Below are 18,612 nucleotides of genomic sequence, written 5' to 3'. Positions count from 1 at the left end.
CATGTTTAAGTACAAAGGAACCCTGGCCCTGATGCTGGGGGCTTTTAGTGTGTCGGGACAGGCCAGCCCGGTCACCCCCAGCAGCGATGTCTGGGGAGACAGTAACGGCCACCTCTATTATCAGCAGCCTGTTAAACAGGTTACCACGGCGGATGACGCCCCGGTCAGTATTCGTGTCCATAACGCCATGCCCTATGTGCGCGTGGTCGAAACGGCAAACGGATACAAACTGGAGTATCTGTCAAAGCAAGACTTTACGGCACTGCGCAACGACCTGGACGTGGTCGGTAAGCGTCTGCGAAGTGATTTTGACGGAGATGGTCAGCCTGACATTCTGATGCAGTCCGATCTTGGACATGAATTGCTCATTTCAAATGGCCAGGTACGCCCTTACCGTATCGGCATTGACCTGCGAGACATCGGTACGCGGATGCAGGTACGCGATGTAAACTATGATTTTCGTAGTGACTTTGTGAACCCATCTGCCGAGCTGGTGCATTATGCTCAGGCGACGGGGCTGAGTTCAGCCATCAACACCAATGATTATGTGGGCTCACTGTCGGCAGAGAGTAACGTGTCACCCAGTGGTGAGTTTACTTATTCCATTCCCATCACCACGGGTGAATCAACGGGTGGACTGAAGCCGTCTGTTTCTCTGAGCTATGCGTCTAATCCCAACAATGGTCATGTGGGTGTGGGATTTGCCATTGGCGGACTCAGTGCCATTACCCGCTGTGAGCAGAATATGGAAACCGACGGCAAGGCCGGTGCGGTTAACTTTGATAGCAATGACCGCTTTTGTCTGGATGGCCAGCGTCTGATTGTGAAATCGGGTCAGACTTATGGCGCCAACAACACGGAATACCGTACGCGTCAGAACAGTGGTCAGAAAATCATTGCCCATACTTCCAGCACCAGCACAGGTCCGTATGCCTTCACGGTAACGGATGTGAAAGGCAATAAATATACCTATGGTAAATACAGCAGCACCTCGGATGCGTTGATTAACTCAAAGCAGGGTAAGGCATTTGCCTGGGCACTGAAGCGTGTTCAGGATGCTTCGGGTAACTACTACACCTACCACTATACTAAGGTCAGCGGTAGTCTGGAGTATTACCCGACGGCGGTGAAGTATTCAGGCTATGGTACAGGCGGCACCCGCAATGAAATCCGCTTTACCTGGGAAGACCGTGTAGATAAGAACAAAGTTTCTTATCTGAAAGGGAACAAGGTTGGCCTGACCAAGCGCCTGAAGCAAATCGACTCCTATTATTCAGGGAACCTGCTGCGTAAGTATAAGCTGACGTACCGCTATATCGGCACCGGCGTTACACAAAGTGCGCTGCAAAAAGTGCAGGCCTGCTCGTCGGACAACAGCTGTTTGTCGCCGACGGTATTTAACTGGAAGACGCGCGGTAGCATTCGCCTGGGGTCAGACATTGGTCGTGACTACTCCAGAAACAGCCGCTATAAAGCGCACCAGTTTATGGATTTCAACGGGGATGGTCTGACTGACATCGCGTTTGTGCGTAACGACCGGGGCAGCTCGTCAGATCATTTATATATGATCCCGAATACGGGCAGTGGCTTTGGCGATGAGCGTCGTTTTCATGATATTGCTACGAAAACCTTCCGTAAAACCTGGAAAGTCATTGACTATGATAAGGATGGTAAAGACGACATCCTGTATATGAAGGGCAGCAGCCAGTACTGGCAACTGATGCGTCATACTTCAGCAATGAATTTCACCACTACCCAACTGAGCGGGATTAGTAAGCCGAGCTCAGATGACAATACGCGCTTTTTAGACATAGACGCAGATGGTTACCCTGAGCTATTGCATTTTGTGGGCAACAAGCTGTCTTATCAGAAAGGCATTAAAACGGGTCTGGCCAGTGGGCAGGCAAAAGCGCTGAAGTTTAACCTGTCGGCACCGAGTGGCTCAACGGCAACTATGTTGTCGTACGATAAAGAAGACAACACCTTCCAGGCGATGGACTTTAATGGTGATGGTCGTGCCGACTTCCTGGCGCAAGTACGTGTGAGCACCTATACCAGCGGCGGTGGCGGTGGCGGTGGCGGTGGCGGCGACTGCGACTTTGAAGGCAGGTGTGAAGACCCGGTAGGGGTTCAACCAATAGAACCTTTTTCAGCCAGCACACAACACTTAGTCTCCCGCACGGCTAATCTGGGCGATAAATTTGGTGGTCAGGTAGAGCGCCTTGGTGGCGGTTCAATCCCACTAAACAATGAGTCAGCACCTATTAAACCAGTAGAACTGAGCCAGCTGAATTCGGTGAATATGGTAGGTGGGCCAGCCGCCATGGTAGCACTCCAGGCGGAGCAGGCACAGCAACTTAGCCGGGTATCAGGTCCCATTACCACACAGGGCTATTCACATGTAACTTACTGGAAAATTCTGGTCTCAAAGGGCAATGACACCTTCGAAGAACTTTACTCTTTGGGTAGTACTGGTGCATACAAAGACATTCAGGCGGTTGAACTGAATGGCGATGGTCTGGCAGATATTCTGTACCGCAACAGTAACAATGACTGGTATGCGCGGATCAATACCGGTACAGGGCTTGCGGGCGGGATCAAGTTATTTAACTACGACAAGCCAAGCCTGAAGGTGTTTGATATCAATGGTGATGGGATCCCAGAGGTATACCGGGAAGATCACGGAGATCATTTTTACTTTTATAACGGCACGAACTTTACGTACCGCAAAATGACTTCTAATGGGTCGAACTATGACTTCACGACTTATATGGACGTCACGGGTGATGGCAGCGCAGACAAACTGGTATTCCAGGGTCGTATGGGCTTATATCAGAACTCGGATGCACCGACCAACCTGATCTCGTCGGTACGAGACGGATTTGGTGCGTATACGACGGTGTCGTATTCGACGCTGAACAACCGCAATATTTACACACCACATAATGATGCCCGCACCAAGAGCTGGGGCAATGGCCGCGTTACGGATGTGAAGTCCGGCGCCCGTGTGGTGAGCATTCTGGAAACAAAAGGCGAAACCATTAAGTACAAGTATCACGGTGCGAAGGCCCAGGTGGGTCGTGGTATGCTGGGTTTTCGTCAGATAGAAATGGAAGCGGTCAATGGCGGGACTAAGGTTGTTACAACCTATCGTCAGGATGGCGATTACCGGGGCAGCCCGGAGCGGGTTCAGACCTATGTACGTTATGGCAGCGACACGTCCACCGGTGGCGGCTCAGGTGGTGGCTCCGGCGGAGGGTCGGGTGGCGGCTCCGGTGGCGGTGGTGACTTAGATCCTTGTGAAGTATTTCCGGAAAGCTGTAACTGCTCCTGGCAACCTGGTGAGCGTTGCGAAGCACCAAAGTTTGCACCAATAGATACTCTGGCTGCCTCAGCCAGGACTTTCAGTGCGGCAGAAGGCATTTCTGCTGCTGGGATACAGGCATCGCCTGTACAGGTAAGCAGTGCACAGTTTGCAACGCTGTCTACGGCGTCGGTGAATACCAGTATCTGGCGTCTGAAATCAGATATGACGTCGACTTTTGGTCGTAAGCAGGCAACGAGTTTTGTTACTGCCAATAGCACCAAACCCTATATTGTCTACCCGTCCAGAACGGTTACTAAAACCTATAATACAGATGTCAGCAGTCTGACGCTGATAGCGACCACAACTAAAAATGTTACGGTGGACAGTTACGGTAATCCGTTAACGCAAAGCAGCATAGTTGATTCGAAAAATGGCTATGCAAAGACAGACACAAGAAATACTTACAGCTACAGCAATTACGGTGGGCGTGTTACTAAAACGGTGGAGACCAAGCGTTATCTGAACCGTTTGAATGGCACAAATAAAGGGAACTATCAGAACACCCATACCTCAACCTTTGCCTATGACAGCAAAGGGCGCCTGATTAAGTCAACCGCAGATAACGGTGTGGTGAAGAGCTATACCCTGAACAGTTATGGCCTGATCACTAAAGAAACGGTTTCTAAGTCAGGCTTACCTACCAAGACGCTGGAAACCTATTATGACAGCACCTACCGTTTGGTCACGGGTGAGAAAAATAGCCTCGGGCATCGCAGTTCCATAGGTTATGACAGCCTGGGTCGTAAGTCCTATACCCAGACTGCCAATGGTCAGCGGACTTACTACACCTACGATAAACTGGGCCGTCTGACGGGAGAAACTTCAACTCCGGCTGACAATACAAGCAAGACTGGCGTTAAGGCACTGAGCAGCAGCGAGAGTAAATACTGGTGTACCAGTAGTAATGGCTGTGTGAGCGGTGCGGCGTATTACGAGGAAAGTGTGTCTGAGAGCGGGCCTACCAGCCGACAGTACTTTGATAAGTATGGTCGTGTGTTGCGTGAGTCTGGTATGTCCCTGAGTGGTACATTCATCAACGTTGATTATTTGTATGACACCAAGGGTCGCAAGTATAAAGAGTCCATGCCTTACTTCCACGGTGGCACGCCACTTTGGAATGTGTACAAATACGATAAGCAGAATCGGGTTGTACAGATAACTAAGGCAGATGGCTCTATCTGGAAAACCGAGTACAACGGCGAGAGTGTGACCACGGTTAACCCGTCTAATCGTAAAAATACCCAGCTGACAAATGCGATAGGCCTGCTGGTCAAGGTCACAGATGCAAACAGTAAATCGGCATACTATGAGTATGATGAAAATGGTAAGTCACGCCTGCTGACTGGCCCTAAGGGCAATAAGATCCAGGTCAGCTTTGATAAATACGGCAATAAAACCCGTATAATCGACTCTGACAAGGGCACCACCAATTACAGCTATAATGCCTATCATCAGGTAACCCGAGAGTCAGACAGCAATGGCAATGTGATCACGTATCAATACGATGTACTGGGCCGAAACACAGAAGTACAGCGCAAGCGCGGTGGCACGAAGCTTGAGCATCATGTGGTGAATACCTATGACAGTGGTGCGTATGCCAAGGGGATGATTGCTGTGACGACCGACAGGGTCACAGGATTTACCGAGCGTGTTTACTACGACAGTTTTGGTCGTAGCCGCGAAAAGCATACGGTGATTGACGGCACTACTTATAAAGAAGTTAAGCATTATAATAATGCCGGTCAGTTATATAAAGAGACAGATGCGTCGGGCAAGTCAGTGACTTATCACTACAATGCGCACAAGCACATGAGCTCCCTCAAAGACTTGCAGACGAACAGTGTCGTCTGGCAGGCCTCGGCGGCGGATGCCTTTGGTAACATCACCACAGAGAAACTGGGTAGTCGCATTACCCGGACTAAGGTGTTCGATCAGGAAACGGGTTTGCTGACCAGTCTGAAGTCAACGGGCAGTGGCACGTTACAGAACTGGGCCTATAACTGGAGTAATCTGGGTAACCTGAATTATCGTCAGGACCATACGATTGGTAAGAAAGAAACGTTCGGGTATGACAGCCTGAACCGGGTTACCAGCAGTGCGATATCAGGGGGGCCGAGCACCACAATCAGCTATAATGAGCTGGGTAACATCACCTATAAAACAGGTGTGGGCCATTATCATTATCAGTCGAGCCGCCCCCATGCGGTGACGAAAGTCACGGGTGACAGAGCCAATACCTACCAGTACGATGCGGCAGGTAACATGGTGAAGGACAATGCCCGAGAGCTGGTATACAACACCTTCCACAAGCCGGTTTACATCAAAAAAGACAGCTACTGGATGGAGTTTGCCTACTCAGGTTATGGTAAGCGTTATAAGCGTACTGAATTTGGTGGTGAAAAAGGTTTGCTGTTGCCTATCCTCAACGGGGATATCAGCACCTTTATTCCAATCGCGCAGGAAACCCGCTATGTAGGTAATGTGGAGTTCATCCGATATGGCGGCCAGAGCACCTGGGTGAGCAAGCGCTACATCGCGGGCAAAGTACTTATTACCACAGTGAACAATCAGGCGACGACACGCTTTATGCTGGACGACCATCTGGGTTCAACGCATGTGATTGCGGATGCCAGTGGTAAGAAAGAGCAGGTGATGAGCTTTGATGTGTTTGGTGCACGGCGAAACGCGACCACCTGGGCGAGAGACTTCAGTGACCAGAATAAGTTCACCAGTAAGCTGACACTACGTGGTTACACGGGTCATGAGCAGATGGATGAGGTGGGTCTGGTGCACATGGGCGGGCGTGTTTATGACCCTATTCTGGGACGTTTCTTACAAGCAGACCCCATGGTGCAGGCACCACAAAACATTCAAAACTTTAACCGCTATTCGTATGTGGTGAATAACCCGCTGAATAAGACAGACCCCAGTGGTTACATCTTTGTTACCTTAGGTGTTGGCCTGCTAAAACACGCAATCTTGAACGGTTTCATTACTGGTACCTTGGCAGCTGCTATTACTACTGCAATTACTGCGTATGAGTTCTACAGCACAGTGCAGTTTGTGGTAGGTGTGGTTCAGGCCATTGATGGTGGCGGAACTGCAATGGCAAATTTTGCCGGTGGCTTTTTAAAGGGAGCTATCAAGAGCTTTGGAGTAAATGCCTTGCTAAGTAGCACTGGCTTGGGTCATGAGGCGGATGAATGGGCTGATTATCAATCTGAACTGGCCGATGAGTATGGGCTTGAAGGGTTGTCAGATTATTTTGCTGAAGAAGCCGCTGAAATCCGAGCTGATAGAGAGCTAAATACTAAAGAGCTGACAGCGAGTCTGGCACTTGGGAACACTAATATGGGCAGGCGGGATGCTGAAGCGATGCTCGCTGGCAAAGTTACAGGCGAAGAGCTCACCATGGAACGCATCGAGGTTGTTGGTTTTGCAGTTTCTTTTGCGCCCGCGGTAGGCACCCCTGCATGGCTGTATCGCGTTTATCAATCCAGCCGTATATTTAAGCAAGCGAGGGTTGTTACAAACAGCATAGCTCGTTTATCTGATGATCTTGCAGGAACCTTTGCTGGTGGAAGATATACTTCAAGGGTGCTAGATAAAGATATGGTATTGTACCGAGCCGGTACAGGAGATAGGCCACTGGGGCAGTTTTTTTCAAAAGATAAGCCCATAAGCGAGATTCAAACAAGAATTGATAAAGCAGTATTACCTGTGTGGCCCGGCGGTGCAAAGTCTCCGATCGACACCGTTTTTAAAGTTCGAATTCCCGCTGGAACGACAATTCATACTGGCCGTGTTGGCTCTCAAGGTGGACACTTTGTCGGTGGTACTCAACAGATAGTAGTTGAGACACCTTGGTTGCTTAAAGGTGTTAAGGTTTTAGGTAGCTCGCCTCTAAAATAGGAATATATATGAAGAATGTAACTTTGTTAATTTCGGAAATTGAAAAAATTATTGAGCTCCTTGTCTCAGTTGGCGAAACAAACTGGGTCGGTTCATTCAATAACTTTAGGCAAAAATTAGATTCCACCAATGCGGAGAACTTAGAAACTCTTCGCAGTGAAATTCTGAGAGTATATGGCGGAATGGGATCTTTTAGCGACCTTGTTTTATATGAGCAAGGTCAGCCTATGATAAAGGAAAACCAAAAGTTAGATGAGTTGAGAACAGAGCTATTTCGCATCTTAAACGATAGATAAAGTTACAAAGGAGGTAACAACTGTTGCTCAATGGATGAGTTAAACAGAATACACTAAGTCCATAAAAGGCAGTGTATAAAATTTGAGTAGATACCCATCTTACAATGGCGTACAGGATGTACGCCGTCTACCTTTAGATAATGCTCAATGTTTTGAGGCTGACGGATTATGCCAATGGCAAGGAAGAGGCAGGTTAGCTTATTAGACACTAAGCACTACCACTTTATACCCGGTGTGTCCTCCGGGTATTACTGTGCGGGAAAGGCTGTGCAATGGGCATGAATTTTGGAAAACATATATGGACGCTCCAGCGGTATCAAGCTATCTCGCTCTTTTACGTGTTTTGCTAATCCCGATACTTAGTCTAGTTCGCTGTAAATGTGTTTCCTTTTAAAAGAGTGACGATTTAAATAACATTAATAATTTTTATAATAAAAAACGAGGGTGAAAAAATGGGAAAAATTATCGTAGTATTACTTGGGGTTTTATTTTCAAGTAACTTAGTAGCCTCTGATTTTACGGGGAAAAAGCTCACTGGCGCAGCTGTTTATCATCATGATGGCAAAAGTATTTTATTTGTCAAAATTAATGATACTAACCACATGGCAGCCTGTGCAAGTACTAAACGTTTTGCTATTGACAGCACAGCTGCAAACTTCAAGGAAATGGTCAGTGTTGCGATGATGGCTTATGCAACAGGGGAGACTGTTCATATAAAAGGTATAAAGGACAGTTGCAAATACTGGAGTAATTCTCAGGATTTGAAAGGCATTGCGATTGGTTCAATACCTTTTTAAACTTCAGTTTTCCAAAGGTGGTTAAATAACCTGTGTCCACTAATTTAAACCACTGCTTCAGGGCGTAATAATAGCGCCCTTAGCTGTGATTCGTTGATTTTGAGCTGGCTAGTATTTCGGTATAAACATATGGACGCTCTTGCGATGTAAGGCTGAATGGGCCTGCGAGATAGCTGATGTAAGCTATCTCGTTCTTTTGTCTGTTTTGCCATTCCCGATGTTTGGCGCAGTACTCTGTAAATATGTTGATCTGATATTTATTGGGCTGGTTGATTATTCTGCATCCTAAATGAGTTCCGAGCATGCAAACCTGTACTTTGCTGAGACACCGACCTAACCATTTAAAGCATAGCCACAGTTGGCTTGTGAGTTTAGGGGGGAGTTACACCCGAATCATCTCGATTAAGGAGCAAACCCTAAAATTACACTAGCCGCCAGATAAACCGACTGCCCGTTACAATTAGGGCCTGGCCGGTTATCTAGGCGAAAGTTTAATTCTGTGGTTCCCACCAGTTTGGTGTCTTACCAACCGGTAACGCAACGGCGTTCAGTTGCACTAAAGGCAGCCTTTCTTTGGTACTGACAATTGTGGTGGCAAATATAGTTGGTGTGAAAACTATCATACTGTTGGGCGCCTGTGCTCCTGATGCAGCTTGCCAGTTAGCCAGGTTCTGGGTAACTACTTCTGCTGCATCTGAAACCGTGTCGTTGCTGACAACCTGTTCAAACAAGAACACCGGAAGATCTGTGTTGAATGTTGATGCTTCGCTCGATAAGCCCGGCGTGACACTGGGGTCAGCTTGGTGAGCCATCACTTGATAGCGATAGTTGATCGCACTTTCATACCTGAGTGCTGGCCTGGAACCATTGGTAATACTCCCTGGAGGGGGCGTCTTAAGTTGTTGCAATAGCTGCTCAACCCCAGCTTGCAAATTGTCTGCATTTGGCAGTTCAACATTTTGTCCCACGTTAATCAAAGGCACTACTGGGTTTGGCCAGTATACGGTCTGAGTATGATAGACAAATGCAGGATTCGTCGTCTCGGGTGATGGCGCCAGGTTGCGATTTCGTTCGGTATAAGCGCTGGGGCGAACACTTTGGAAATCAAGAATATAGAAATTGGTCCAGTTCAACTCTAAATCAACAGGCAATTCATCTTGCTCGGCAATATAAGTCATGCTGCGATTATCCGCTTCATGAGGCATTTGCCGATAGCCGGTGATCTGTGGCCAGGGTGGGATCTCCTGACTTTGCTCGCCAATAAATGCCAACAGCAAGTCCCCACCTTCAAGTTGATCAATAGCATAATGCCATGACTGGGTGTCATCTTGCTCGGCCAGTTTGGTTGCTTCGCTATTTGGTTGCTCTGGAGCGTGCCAGCTAGGCCAAGTGTTTGCGACCCCTGTGACCAATTCGCTAAACTGTGTAACTGCATCACGATTTTGCTCTGAATCCTCTCGACCGATAGCATTGATATTTGCTGCCAGTTGCGGATATTCAAACTCGAACCTAGCGAGAGCCTCAAACAGATCTTCAGGTGCCGGACGAGAGGCAGCTGCATTTTGGCTGCTCATTAGCAAAGGCTTTTCACTTAAATCGTTGAGCGACAGGTTAAAGTGCAGCATTAAGTTTAAAGTATCCTGACTGGCAACCGGACGCGCCATGCTTACACTGAGATTCCAGCTTAATGCATCACCGATTGTATTAATGGTTTTACGCTGTACAGCACTGACTTTGCGCAATACTGGCAAAGGAGGGTAGGTCCGCAGCGGTATAGGAAGACGCACATCACCAATAGGTTTGGTCAATGTATTTTGATGCTCGTCGGATAAGTTTTTAGGATTCTGCTGAAGCACATAGGTCAACCAGCTGGAAGGCACATAGCCACACTTGGATGCCCTACTATCCCTTAAATGCTCAAGTTGACTTATCTGATAATTCAAACTGGTATTCACTGCGTTTTGCCGTGCGGGATCTTTGGCTGAGATCAGTGAATTTAGCCATCCTTTACCATCCACCAATGACAATGTTGCCGGAGTCAGCGAAAAAGGCAACTCACTTTGTTGCGATGCTGACTGGCTCTGTAAAGTCCCATATAATCGTGGCGGATATGCCTTGTCTCCATCAGGCTCCAACTCGCCATTGAGTTTGACATTGGCTTGCAATTGCATCAGCGCAGAGAAACCATAGTCCTTGCTAAGTGATTGTAACAGCGCCTGACGCCAAGTTTGTTGCGCAGAATTGATATCCCCACTGCCTTTGGCGAGGTTGTAGATATACTCGATGCTGTCGCCTATGGTTTCAGCGAGACTTTCTTTGTTGTTGACGAAGGGGTTGTATAGCTCATTGTCATGTGTCGACGCTCGGGCTGTACCGGTTGATATCATTGGGCTGAATACAGTTTCGACAGCATTGAGAAACTCCGCGCCCCAGGTATCCATATCGACTCCGTTGAATATCTGCGTCGTATCCTGCCATTGGCCGTCTGTGCTGTAATGCCTCAGGTTATCCACTTTGCGAGAAATTAACCGAGTACTCAATGGCGGCGGGGCATAATAAACCGGTTGATGCTGCTCGTCATTGAGGATCTCTACTGAAGTACCGCGTAGTTCACTCCAACGTTGCAGCCAAATGCTGCGCTTGCCAAATGACTGGTGGCCAATCTGGCTATCCATACCGGTAGCAACTTTAACCGTTCCCTCAGCATCGTCAAATTGATAGTAGGCTTTTTCAAAAGCAATCGCAAAAGTCGTCAGGCCACTAGGGGAGTTGGTTTTGTCATCATCATTATTGTTCGGAATAACTGCTTTTTGCTCTACCGGCTGTATCGCGGATATCACCCGGCGCACATTGGGCACTAAGCTGGCAATTTCATCCTCCACATTACGACGATAAAACTCAATACTCACCTGAAGCCGCTGTAAGTCATTTTTCCATGTCTGTGGGTAGTTTTTATCTAAGGGCAGCTCGATACTGACAGGGGAAAAAGGCGCATCTGGGTTAGCATTAGTAAGCCATACAATCACTTTTTCGATAAATGTCAAAAGGTTAGCCTGTACTTCATCTCCCTTGCTGGTTTTGTATATCAGCCCTCGGTTTAGCACCTCACTGGTGCTTACCCCTGTGTTCATGTTTTTGTCAGCTAATTGAGATGCTATTAATTGATAGTGTTGCAGTATATTGAGTCTTTGAGGTTCGTTTACTTGTCCCAGGTCATCCAGGATAATGTTGCTATCCAGGACAAACTCGAAACGTAGTTTATTGCCGCTGTTATCAACTACTTTGTAACTGGTGGTCACCCCAACCCAGTCACCGATGCCAAGAATGGTGTCATTGTATTGTACAACTAAGTCCGTTTTACGATTGAAGCTATCGGGCAGGCTGTTGCCAAATACATCCTCACTGGAGATCTCAATGGTTAGTACATCGCCAATAGCAGCGTAACGCCCGTCTGGCGTGCTCAAATCACCGCTGGCAAAGTTCTGTTGGTATAGCCATTTGGGTTTGGTGTCACTAACATCCTGTGGCGTTTGTCCACGGCTCCAATTGTACTTTTTCGGTTGGCCGTTAATAGCAGTAACTCGATAGCTAAGTATCTGGTAAAGTCCTTTAAGATAGTCGCTGCTAATGGCATCGGCTTCGATTGGCGCATTATCCCATTCGACCTGCCAGCCAACGTCGCCACCTGGATAAGCTGCATTATATTGCTTAATAGGCGTTCCTAAGCTATCTGAGGCCAGAGTAGCGAAAATACCATTGTCTTTTTCTGGTGGGCTACCAATCAAGGCATTTTGCCATGGCACGGTGCGAATTATACTGTCCTGTTGGGTAAGTTGAACCAGCAAGATCAGTTCCGCGTTACCTTGTTTGAACAGACTTTTGTCTAAGCCTTCGAGCTGTAAATAGAATCCTTTACTATTGGTTGTTGAAACCTCCCATACCAATTGCAGGAAGTCAATTTTCTGCTGCACACTCTCTGCGGGTTTAGAATAATTGATACAGTTGATAGGTCCATCGCTATCGGTGACATCTGCCCCATTTTGCCCACTTGGCATATTATTGGTGGATAAATCTGTACGAACTAATACTGACGGCGAGGTTGTAGATTGCCATTGTCCCTGGCCACTGCTACTTAATAGCTGAATTTCATCAACAGCGGCCTCTTCCGATGCGATTGCTTCGAGTAATTTTTGTAGCAAGGCTCTATGAGCTTCATCGCAACCCAATAAAGAGAAAATGTTGCTTATAATACTATCGTCCGGGCTGTTAGGATCGGGTATTGCCGCCAGTTCAACTGTAATTGCCAAGGCTGCACTGGCCTGCCAATCTGAGCCAGCACCATTCAAGTCGGCATGTGCGGTCTCGCCATCTTGCGGTCCATGTTGAGACAGTCTGAGCCATGGTGCATCTCCATCTTGTAGCTTGTTTTTCGCCTGAGCGATCGATTGCATCAGCCCTGCCGAAAAGCTGCCAATCACTTTTTCGCTGTTATCGCTTAAACGCCAGTTATTCAGTTGATTGAAAGCCAAAGTAAGGTTGGCTGGCGACAATGGTTGCAGAGGTTTCAGCAGCCATGGAGTATCATCCGGTCCTTTTTCGTGGACCATATCAGGGTCCAGTGACGCCCTGGTGTCCTTATTTACAGATAAGTATGAAGGTGCATCATCAGCTTTACTCAGGGTTGCATCCAATAGCCAACGATTACCGGATTTATGCAGTGTAAATTGTTGACCAGTAAGCGCGTATAGAGACTTCAATTGCTCGTTGTTGTCGCCAATCGGTAATCTGACACCGGCCATCATAAAGCGGGAAACAAACCCAGACAGGTCGCCCATACTTAATTTCTTAATCGCAGCGTCAAGAGTCTTTTGCTCGCTTTGTTTTAGCATTGCGATGAGTTGTTGTGCCAGCATCATAAAGTAGTTATTAAACACCATTTGGCACATCGACAGACCGGCCGTGCACGTCCCACTGTTTTCTGCCCGCCCTTGCTGGTCGAAATAGCGTCTGATGACATCGAGGTAATCCGGTTGCATCTGCTTGGCACCAAACTGATTTGACCCCTTATACAACTGCGAATCGTCAGTATTGTAATGCAGTATCAAATCTGGGTGGGCAGCCATCACGACGGTGGCTGTGTCCTCTGTGAACTGGGCTGAACCGATATTGAATCTGAACAGGGCCGACAACGCCGATTCCAAGTCTTTGGAGAATGCACCTTGCTGAAGTTTTACAAGGGTGTTGTCCAGCTGTGTAGCAAAATTGCCATCACCGCCATAATGACCAATCAGCCACTTTGCCAAACTAATGCACATTAAACCAAATGGTGATTCAGGCCCATCGCTGACCATGGTTAGGATAGCGACCCCTTGGGGTTTCCAAGTGATGTTGTCGTCGCTGACGGAAGTTGTCAGCAAGGAAAAATCAACAGGCAAGTCCACGGGATCGGCGGGGGTGTAGATAAACCCTGGCCCGGATTCAACAAAGTTTGCCTGCTGCGCACCAGGTGCCAGCGCATACTTGTCAATCAATGCCGTATTGTCTCTTTCTCCTAGTACATTATTAGGGGTTGGGTTGTCTAAACTTGCTGCAGGTCCTGAGCCGAAGGTAAAATTAAACAGATCCAGCCTAGTTTCAAATGAAAAGCTTAGCTTGACAAAGATTACTTTCAATGAAGCCTGGGCCTTGACCTTAACGTTAATCAATAACGGCGTACTGTGTTTGGTTTCTATGGCAAAAGCGATGTTAAAAGAAAGGCTGATAGAGACCGAAGCTGCAATCACTACAAAGTCAACTTTACCTGACAGCTTACCGGTTAAAGACTGGCTTATTGCCCACCACCAATAGTCCACGCCGTCTTCTGTTAAAGTACCGTTGTAGGAGGCTAAAAACCCTTGCACAGTAAGACTTTGGATCAGGCTTGCAGTGGCTGACAATGGCCCGACTTTATATTTTTCTTCCAAGCCACCTGCAAGCCCTGCACCAAACGACCAGATCAAATCAAAGTGGTCGCCAAACTGGTCTGGGGCAGCGGCACTACTGAGCTTGGCCAGATAGAAACCCGCTTTGGCTATCAGGGGATACGGACCGGCTTTAAATGCCACAGAAAAGGGATGCGCATCTTCCCCTTCAAATGGCCAACCAATAGCAAAACGCCAATCGCCATTCGTCCATATGGCAATACTAAAGTTGGGCAGGCTCAGCTTAAAAATCCCCAGTTTGAGATCTTTCAAATCGACATAAATGTCGGCTGACCACACCCCCAGTTGATCATTAACTTTGCGATATATGATGGTAAATTCAAAGTTATCGATGATTGAGAGAAAGCCCTTGCCTGGCTTGTCACCTGGTTTTGGGCCTTTCATCATTAGTGACGTTAACTCACCACCAGCAGGTGGTACAGGCTTACTTTTACTGGTATCGATTTTGACTTGTGCGCCATAAAACGAATCGTCATGGAGCAACACCGTCATACCTAAGCTTTTAAATTCGAACTGAAGGCCTGCCAGTACACCGGCACTGGAACTGTAGAAAGGGTCTTTGGCTGCCTGTTGCTGAATAAATTGTTCAACGGTTTTACTGGTATATGGATTCAACCGCTCAAATGTCTCTGAAATCACATTAGGGTTGGTGGGGTCGGTGACGATATCAAATGAGCGCCCAACGAATGTGCTGGGTACACCATCAAGGCTAAGAGCCAGCGTGGGTCCACTCCAATTGCTATCAATGGACTTACCCTGATACAGAATTGGATTTCCTGAGCCCGGTGAGCCAGGGGCGCCAAATAAGCCGAGATCTTTGGGCTTGTTGGAATAGTTAAACATCAGGTTCAGTAGTTGGCCTTGAAAGTGTACAAACAACAAGGCGTAAATAGAACTGTCTGGTAAAGCCACCTGGTTGAGTTGAACTCGCTCAAAACTGGTATTGATCACCCCTTCCAGTTCGAATCCACCTGCGCCATTAAGGGTTGACGGCAAACTCAGCACTAAGCCGACCCCCTCATTTTTCGAGCTTGCTTTTGGATCCCAACCTATTGATATATTCGCACTGAGCTCTGTCTTATCAGACAGCAACATGCCAAGTGACCCCAAAGGAACGCTAAAATTGATGGAGAAAACTGCGTTGCCGGAAAAATCTTCATCACCGACTGTGATTTCCCATACTCCAGGTAAGCTCTTTTCTAGGCCTCCAGGCTGATGGCTTAAGGAGTCAATCAAGCATGGGAAAGTGGCATCAAAACTCAGCTTTCTTGAATAGCTGAGTCCCTGGTCGACCATCAGTCCGGATAAATCTGTGGTTATCGGCCCTTCGATATCAGCACTGTTATCAGACCTGATCTCTGTCGTTATATTGAAGCCATAGCCAGATATGCAAAGGCCTGCTGTTGGCAAGTCTGGCTCGTTGGCATCATCAAATTCTCCATAGGAAAATAAGTCGCCACCAATGTCGTCGTCAAAGGCCAGCACACCATCTATACGAAAAGTCGAGTAGGCCAGCACAGTGCCATCCTCATCAGGCTCTTGTCTGCTAACAGGCACTAATTGTGCGTTGGTGATCGATTGGGCTATTAAGGGAGTGAAACATTGGCCATGACTATTGTATTTAAAACTGCGCGGTTCCTTGGTGGCAAAAAGTAAGGTTCCTGTGCCATCTTCAGTGAGCGTGTAGACACCATCGATCACTATGCTACCGGATGTTTTATTATCCTGCTCTGTTGCTACAGCCAAATCAACCGGGCACTCGAGCAACTGATCAATAGAGAAGCCAATCCGGGAATCGAAAACCACAAGTTTGCTGTTTGCATAGCGAACATTAAATAGCAACACCTGAAAATCAGGAAAGCAACTGGGTGCTTCCAGTTCGTGTTGATAATGGATCACACTGAACAGTGAGCTGTAATCGAGCCGACTACCCACACTATCGATTCGATTGGTGGTTATTCCAAAATGATGGGCGCGTAATTGCCCTTGTATACCTCCCAATAAAATCTGAATGTCTAACGGCAACGACTGGTAATCCAGTGGAACGTTAAAAAAGAGTACGCCGTTCCAATTGGGGTCCTCCGCCATTTGTCGAAAATCGGCAAACAGGTCTTCGCCATTTTTTGCCACCGCCAGATACTCTTGCAAGCGGCTCTGTACCTGGGTTAAATCTTGGTCACCGACCAAGCTGGTCCACCTGTCGGGATGGTTTATTAGTTCGGCTAAGCTGACGTCTGGCATAAACTTGAAGATGACTATGGATTCCTCTTCGCCATTGCCAGGTTTAATATCGAAAGTGAAATCTCCTAACTGAATTTTGTTCTGCATTGGAGCCAATGCGCTGGCATCGGTTGCGACCAAAAACAAATTATCGTTCAACATGGCATTAGCAAACAGCGGGTTGACTACGCCATTGGTGTTTGCTGTAAAGGCAAGCTGTTGATCTGGGTTTTGTGGGCTGGTGGCCAGGGTTATCTGATTAATGGTGCCAGCCGGAGGAAGCGTGTCGCTTACCTCATTTAACTTGGCCAGTAATCCCAGTGGGGTGTGCATATAGCCACCATCAAACGGTTGACCGAGATTGATATCAAAAAATACAGGACCATAGCTCTGGTTAAAATAACTCGATAATTGACGACGCCGGCAAGGTGCCACGACAAGATTTTCAAATGCAGCTAGTTGGCCAGCAGAAAGATTGGCATTGGGAGACGCTATCCCGTGTTTGTTATCTTGAAAAAAGACGCCACCGTACGGCAGCATAGGCACGAATGGGTTGTTTTGCGGATGAAACTGCACCAGGCTGGCACCTACCGCAATGGGAAATCGGTCACTTTGCTCCCCAGGTTTGTCGTTGACTGAAACAAAATAAGTAGCGCTGGCAGCCTGAATACAATAGCTGCTACCGAGTTTTCCAACGGCTTCTTTTGCCGCAGGAATGACTTGCAGCCAGCTCGAACTCAATGAGTCATCTGGCACTGCCCCTTCCGGATTTTGTCTTTTATCGATGTTGACAAAAGCAGGTAGGCCAACTTCAAACGCTAGTATATCGCCTTTACTCAATAGAAAAAATTCGTTGGCAGACACGCCACAGCGTAACGCGATAGACGAGTTTGAAAGCGCATCGTCGTTCGAGCCGACTTCGTAGTGGCCTACTGGGCATAAATAATAAGGGGTGTTATCAGTCAGACTGTTTCTGGCCCAGGCAAATCCGGCCGCAGCTTCAAGTTCAGTGCTTATTAACGGCTTCAGGGGAACAGCAGAGTTTGCTGTATTGTTAAAGTAACAGGATGATATATCGACCTGCTCAGTGGCATCCGGTTGCAATACCATTCGGGTTCTTCGCCCATCTAAGGGGGCCAGTTGCTGAAAAAACACTTTAAAATTAAGATTATTCTTGGTCAAAGCCTGCTGTTCAGCCGGGGTAAAAAGCGGGTAATTGATGGTGCTCGCCATGTCAGCGTCATGTCCGAAGAACATTTTTAATTCGCCGCTAAAATATTGATTGAGTTGATAGTGGCTCCATTGCCAGTCAAACACCATTGCACCACAACGGTCACCGCTAAGTGGAATATTGATGAGTTCCGGCTTGCTGCCAATGTCTATCTGTTGTTCCTGCTGTTGTAGTTGTACCGCAATTTTCTGGCCTTCTTTGGGGTTGTTGATGACAAATTGCTGCATCTTCGCGTCAAGTGTTAACGTTGCACGTCGGGTAAGCAGTAACCCCCAGCGATTGCTCAGACCGGCTTCTATGCCACCGGCATCTACCGCAAAAAAAGTATCTTCAAAGACTGCCCCGACATTAGTTGTTTGCAGCGTTTTATATCTTTCATCAGGCTCGTCACAATCGAACGCCAATCGCCAGGCAAGTCTCGAGGTTCCCAGGCCCGTTGTAATTATGTCGTCACTATTATCCAGCTCGGTCAGGAGTTGGTCAGGCGCAACCAGGTCATTACTAAATACGTAGCAACCAGATATATCTTCACTGTCTGCCAAAGAAAACTCAGCTAATGGTGCAGTGCTGCCGTGGCCAAAATAATAAAAATACAGGTGCCCCTTTTGCTGACCAAGCGGGTTGAAGAGATAGAGAGCGGTTTGCTGATCTGGATGGGATTGCTGCAAAACAAATTCATGGCCAGCATGTTCGTTATCCAAGCTACGACGGTTATCGGTTTCCAGGGGAATATCAAGATCAAGAATTTCTTCACTAGGGCTTACAAAAGTACGCTTGGCCATGGGGGGTCCTTAATAAAAATAGGCAG

Annotated in this window: 4 protein-coding genes; 3 read left to right on the top strand and 1 reads right to left on the bottom strand. The window is 47.5% G+C overall.

Translation table 11 applies throughout. The features are described 5' to 3' along the window. Position 1: 1 nt before the first annotated feature. The 3 genes from CWC22_RS21980 (at position 2) to CWC22_RS21970 (ending at position 8,372) form a co-directional block, all read left to right on the top strand. Positions 2-7,279, top strand: coding sequence for an RHS repeat-associated core domain-containing protein (locus CWC22_RS21980; RefSeq protein ID WP_195879868.1), 7,278 nt, complete (start codon positions 2-4; stop codon positions 7,277-7,279). A gap of 8 nt (positions 7,280-7,287) precedes the next feature. Beyond that, a complete protein-coding gene (locus CWC22_RS21975; protein WP_138539176.1) occupies positions 7,288-7,575 on the top strand; it encodes a DUF6966 domain-containing protein in 288 nt (95 codons plus the stop codon). A 452-nt stretch (positions 7,576-8,027) separates the two neighbouring features. Beyond that, positions 8,028-8,372, top strand: a complete 345-nt coding sequence (locus CWC22_RS21970) for a hypothetical protein (RefSeq protein ID WP_138539175.1) — start codon at positions 8,028-8,030, stop codon at positions 8,370-8,372. A 491-nt stretch (positions 8,373-8,863) separates the two neighbouring features. On the opposite strand, the gene CWC22_RS21965 is transcribed toward CWC22_RS21970, so the two are convergent. Continuing rightward, positions 8,864-18,586: a hypothetical protein gene (locus tag CWC22_RS21965; protein ID WP_138539174.1), complete on the bottom strand. Its 9,723-nt coding sequence runs from the start codon at positions 18,584-18,586 to the stop codon at positions 8,864-8,866. Between the last annotated feature and the right edge of the window lie 26 nt (positions 18,587-18,612).

The organism is Pseudoalteromonas rubra (genome assembly GCF_005886805.2).
GTDB classification, from domain to species: domain Bacteria; phylum Pseudomonadota; class Gammaproteobacteria; order Enterobacterales; family Alteromonadaceae; genus Pseudoalteromonas; species Pseudoalteromonas rubra_D.
This window is presented reverse-complemented; position numbering and strand designations above follow the sequence as displayed.

Bases quoted from the DNA above. Each gene is read 5' to 3' on its own strand.
- CWC22_RS21970 (WP_138539175.1), top strand. From the start codon at position 8,028: ATGGGAAAAATTATCGTAGTATTACTTGGGGTTTTATTTTCAAGTAAC.
- CWC22_RS21965 (WP_138539174.1), bottom strand. From the start codon at position 18,586: ATGGCCAAGCGTACTTTTGTAAGCCCTAGTGAAGAAATTCTTGATCTT.
- CWC22_RS21975 (WP_138539176.1), top strand. From the start codon at position 7,288: ATGAAGAATGTAACTTTGTTAATTTCGGAAATTGAAAAAATTATTGAG.
- CWC22_RS21980 (WP_195879868.1), top strand. From the start codon at position 2: ATGTTTAAGTACAAAGGAACCCTGGCCCTGATGCTGGGGGCTTTTAGT.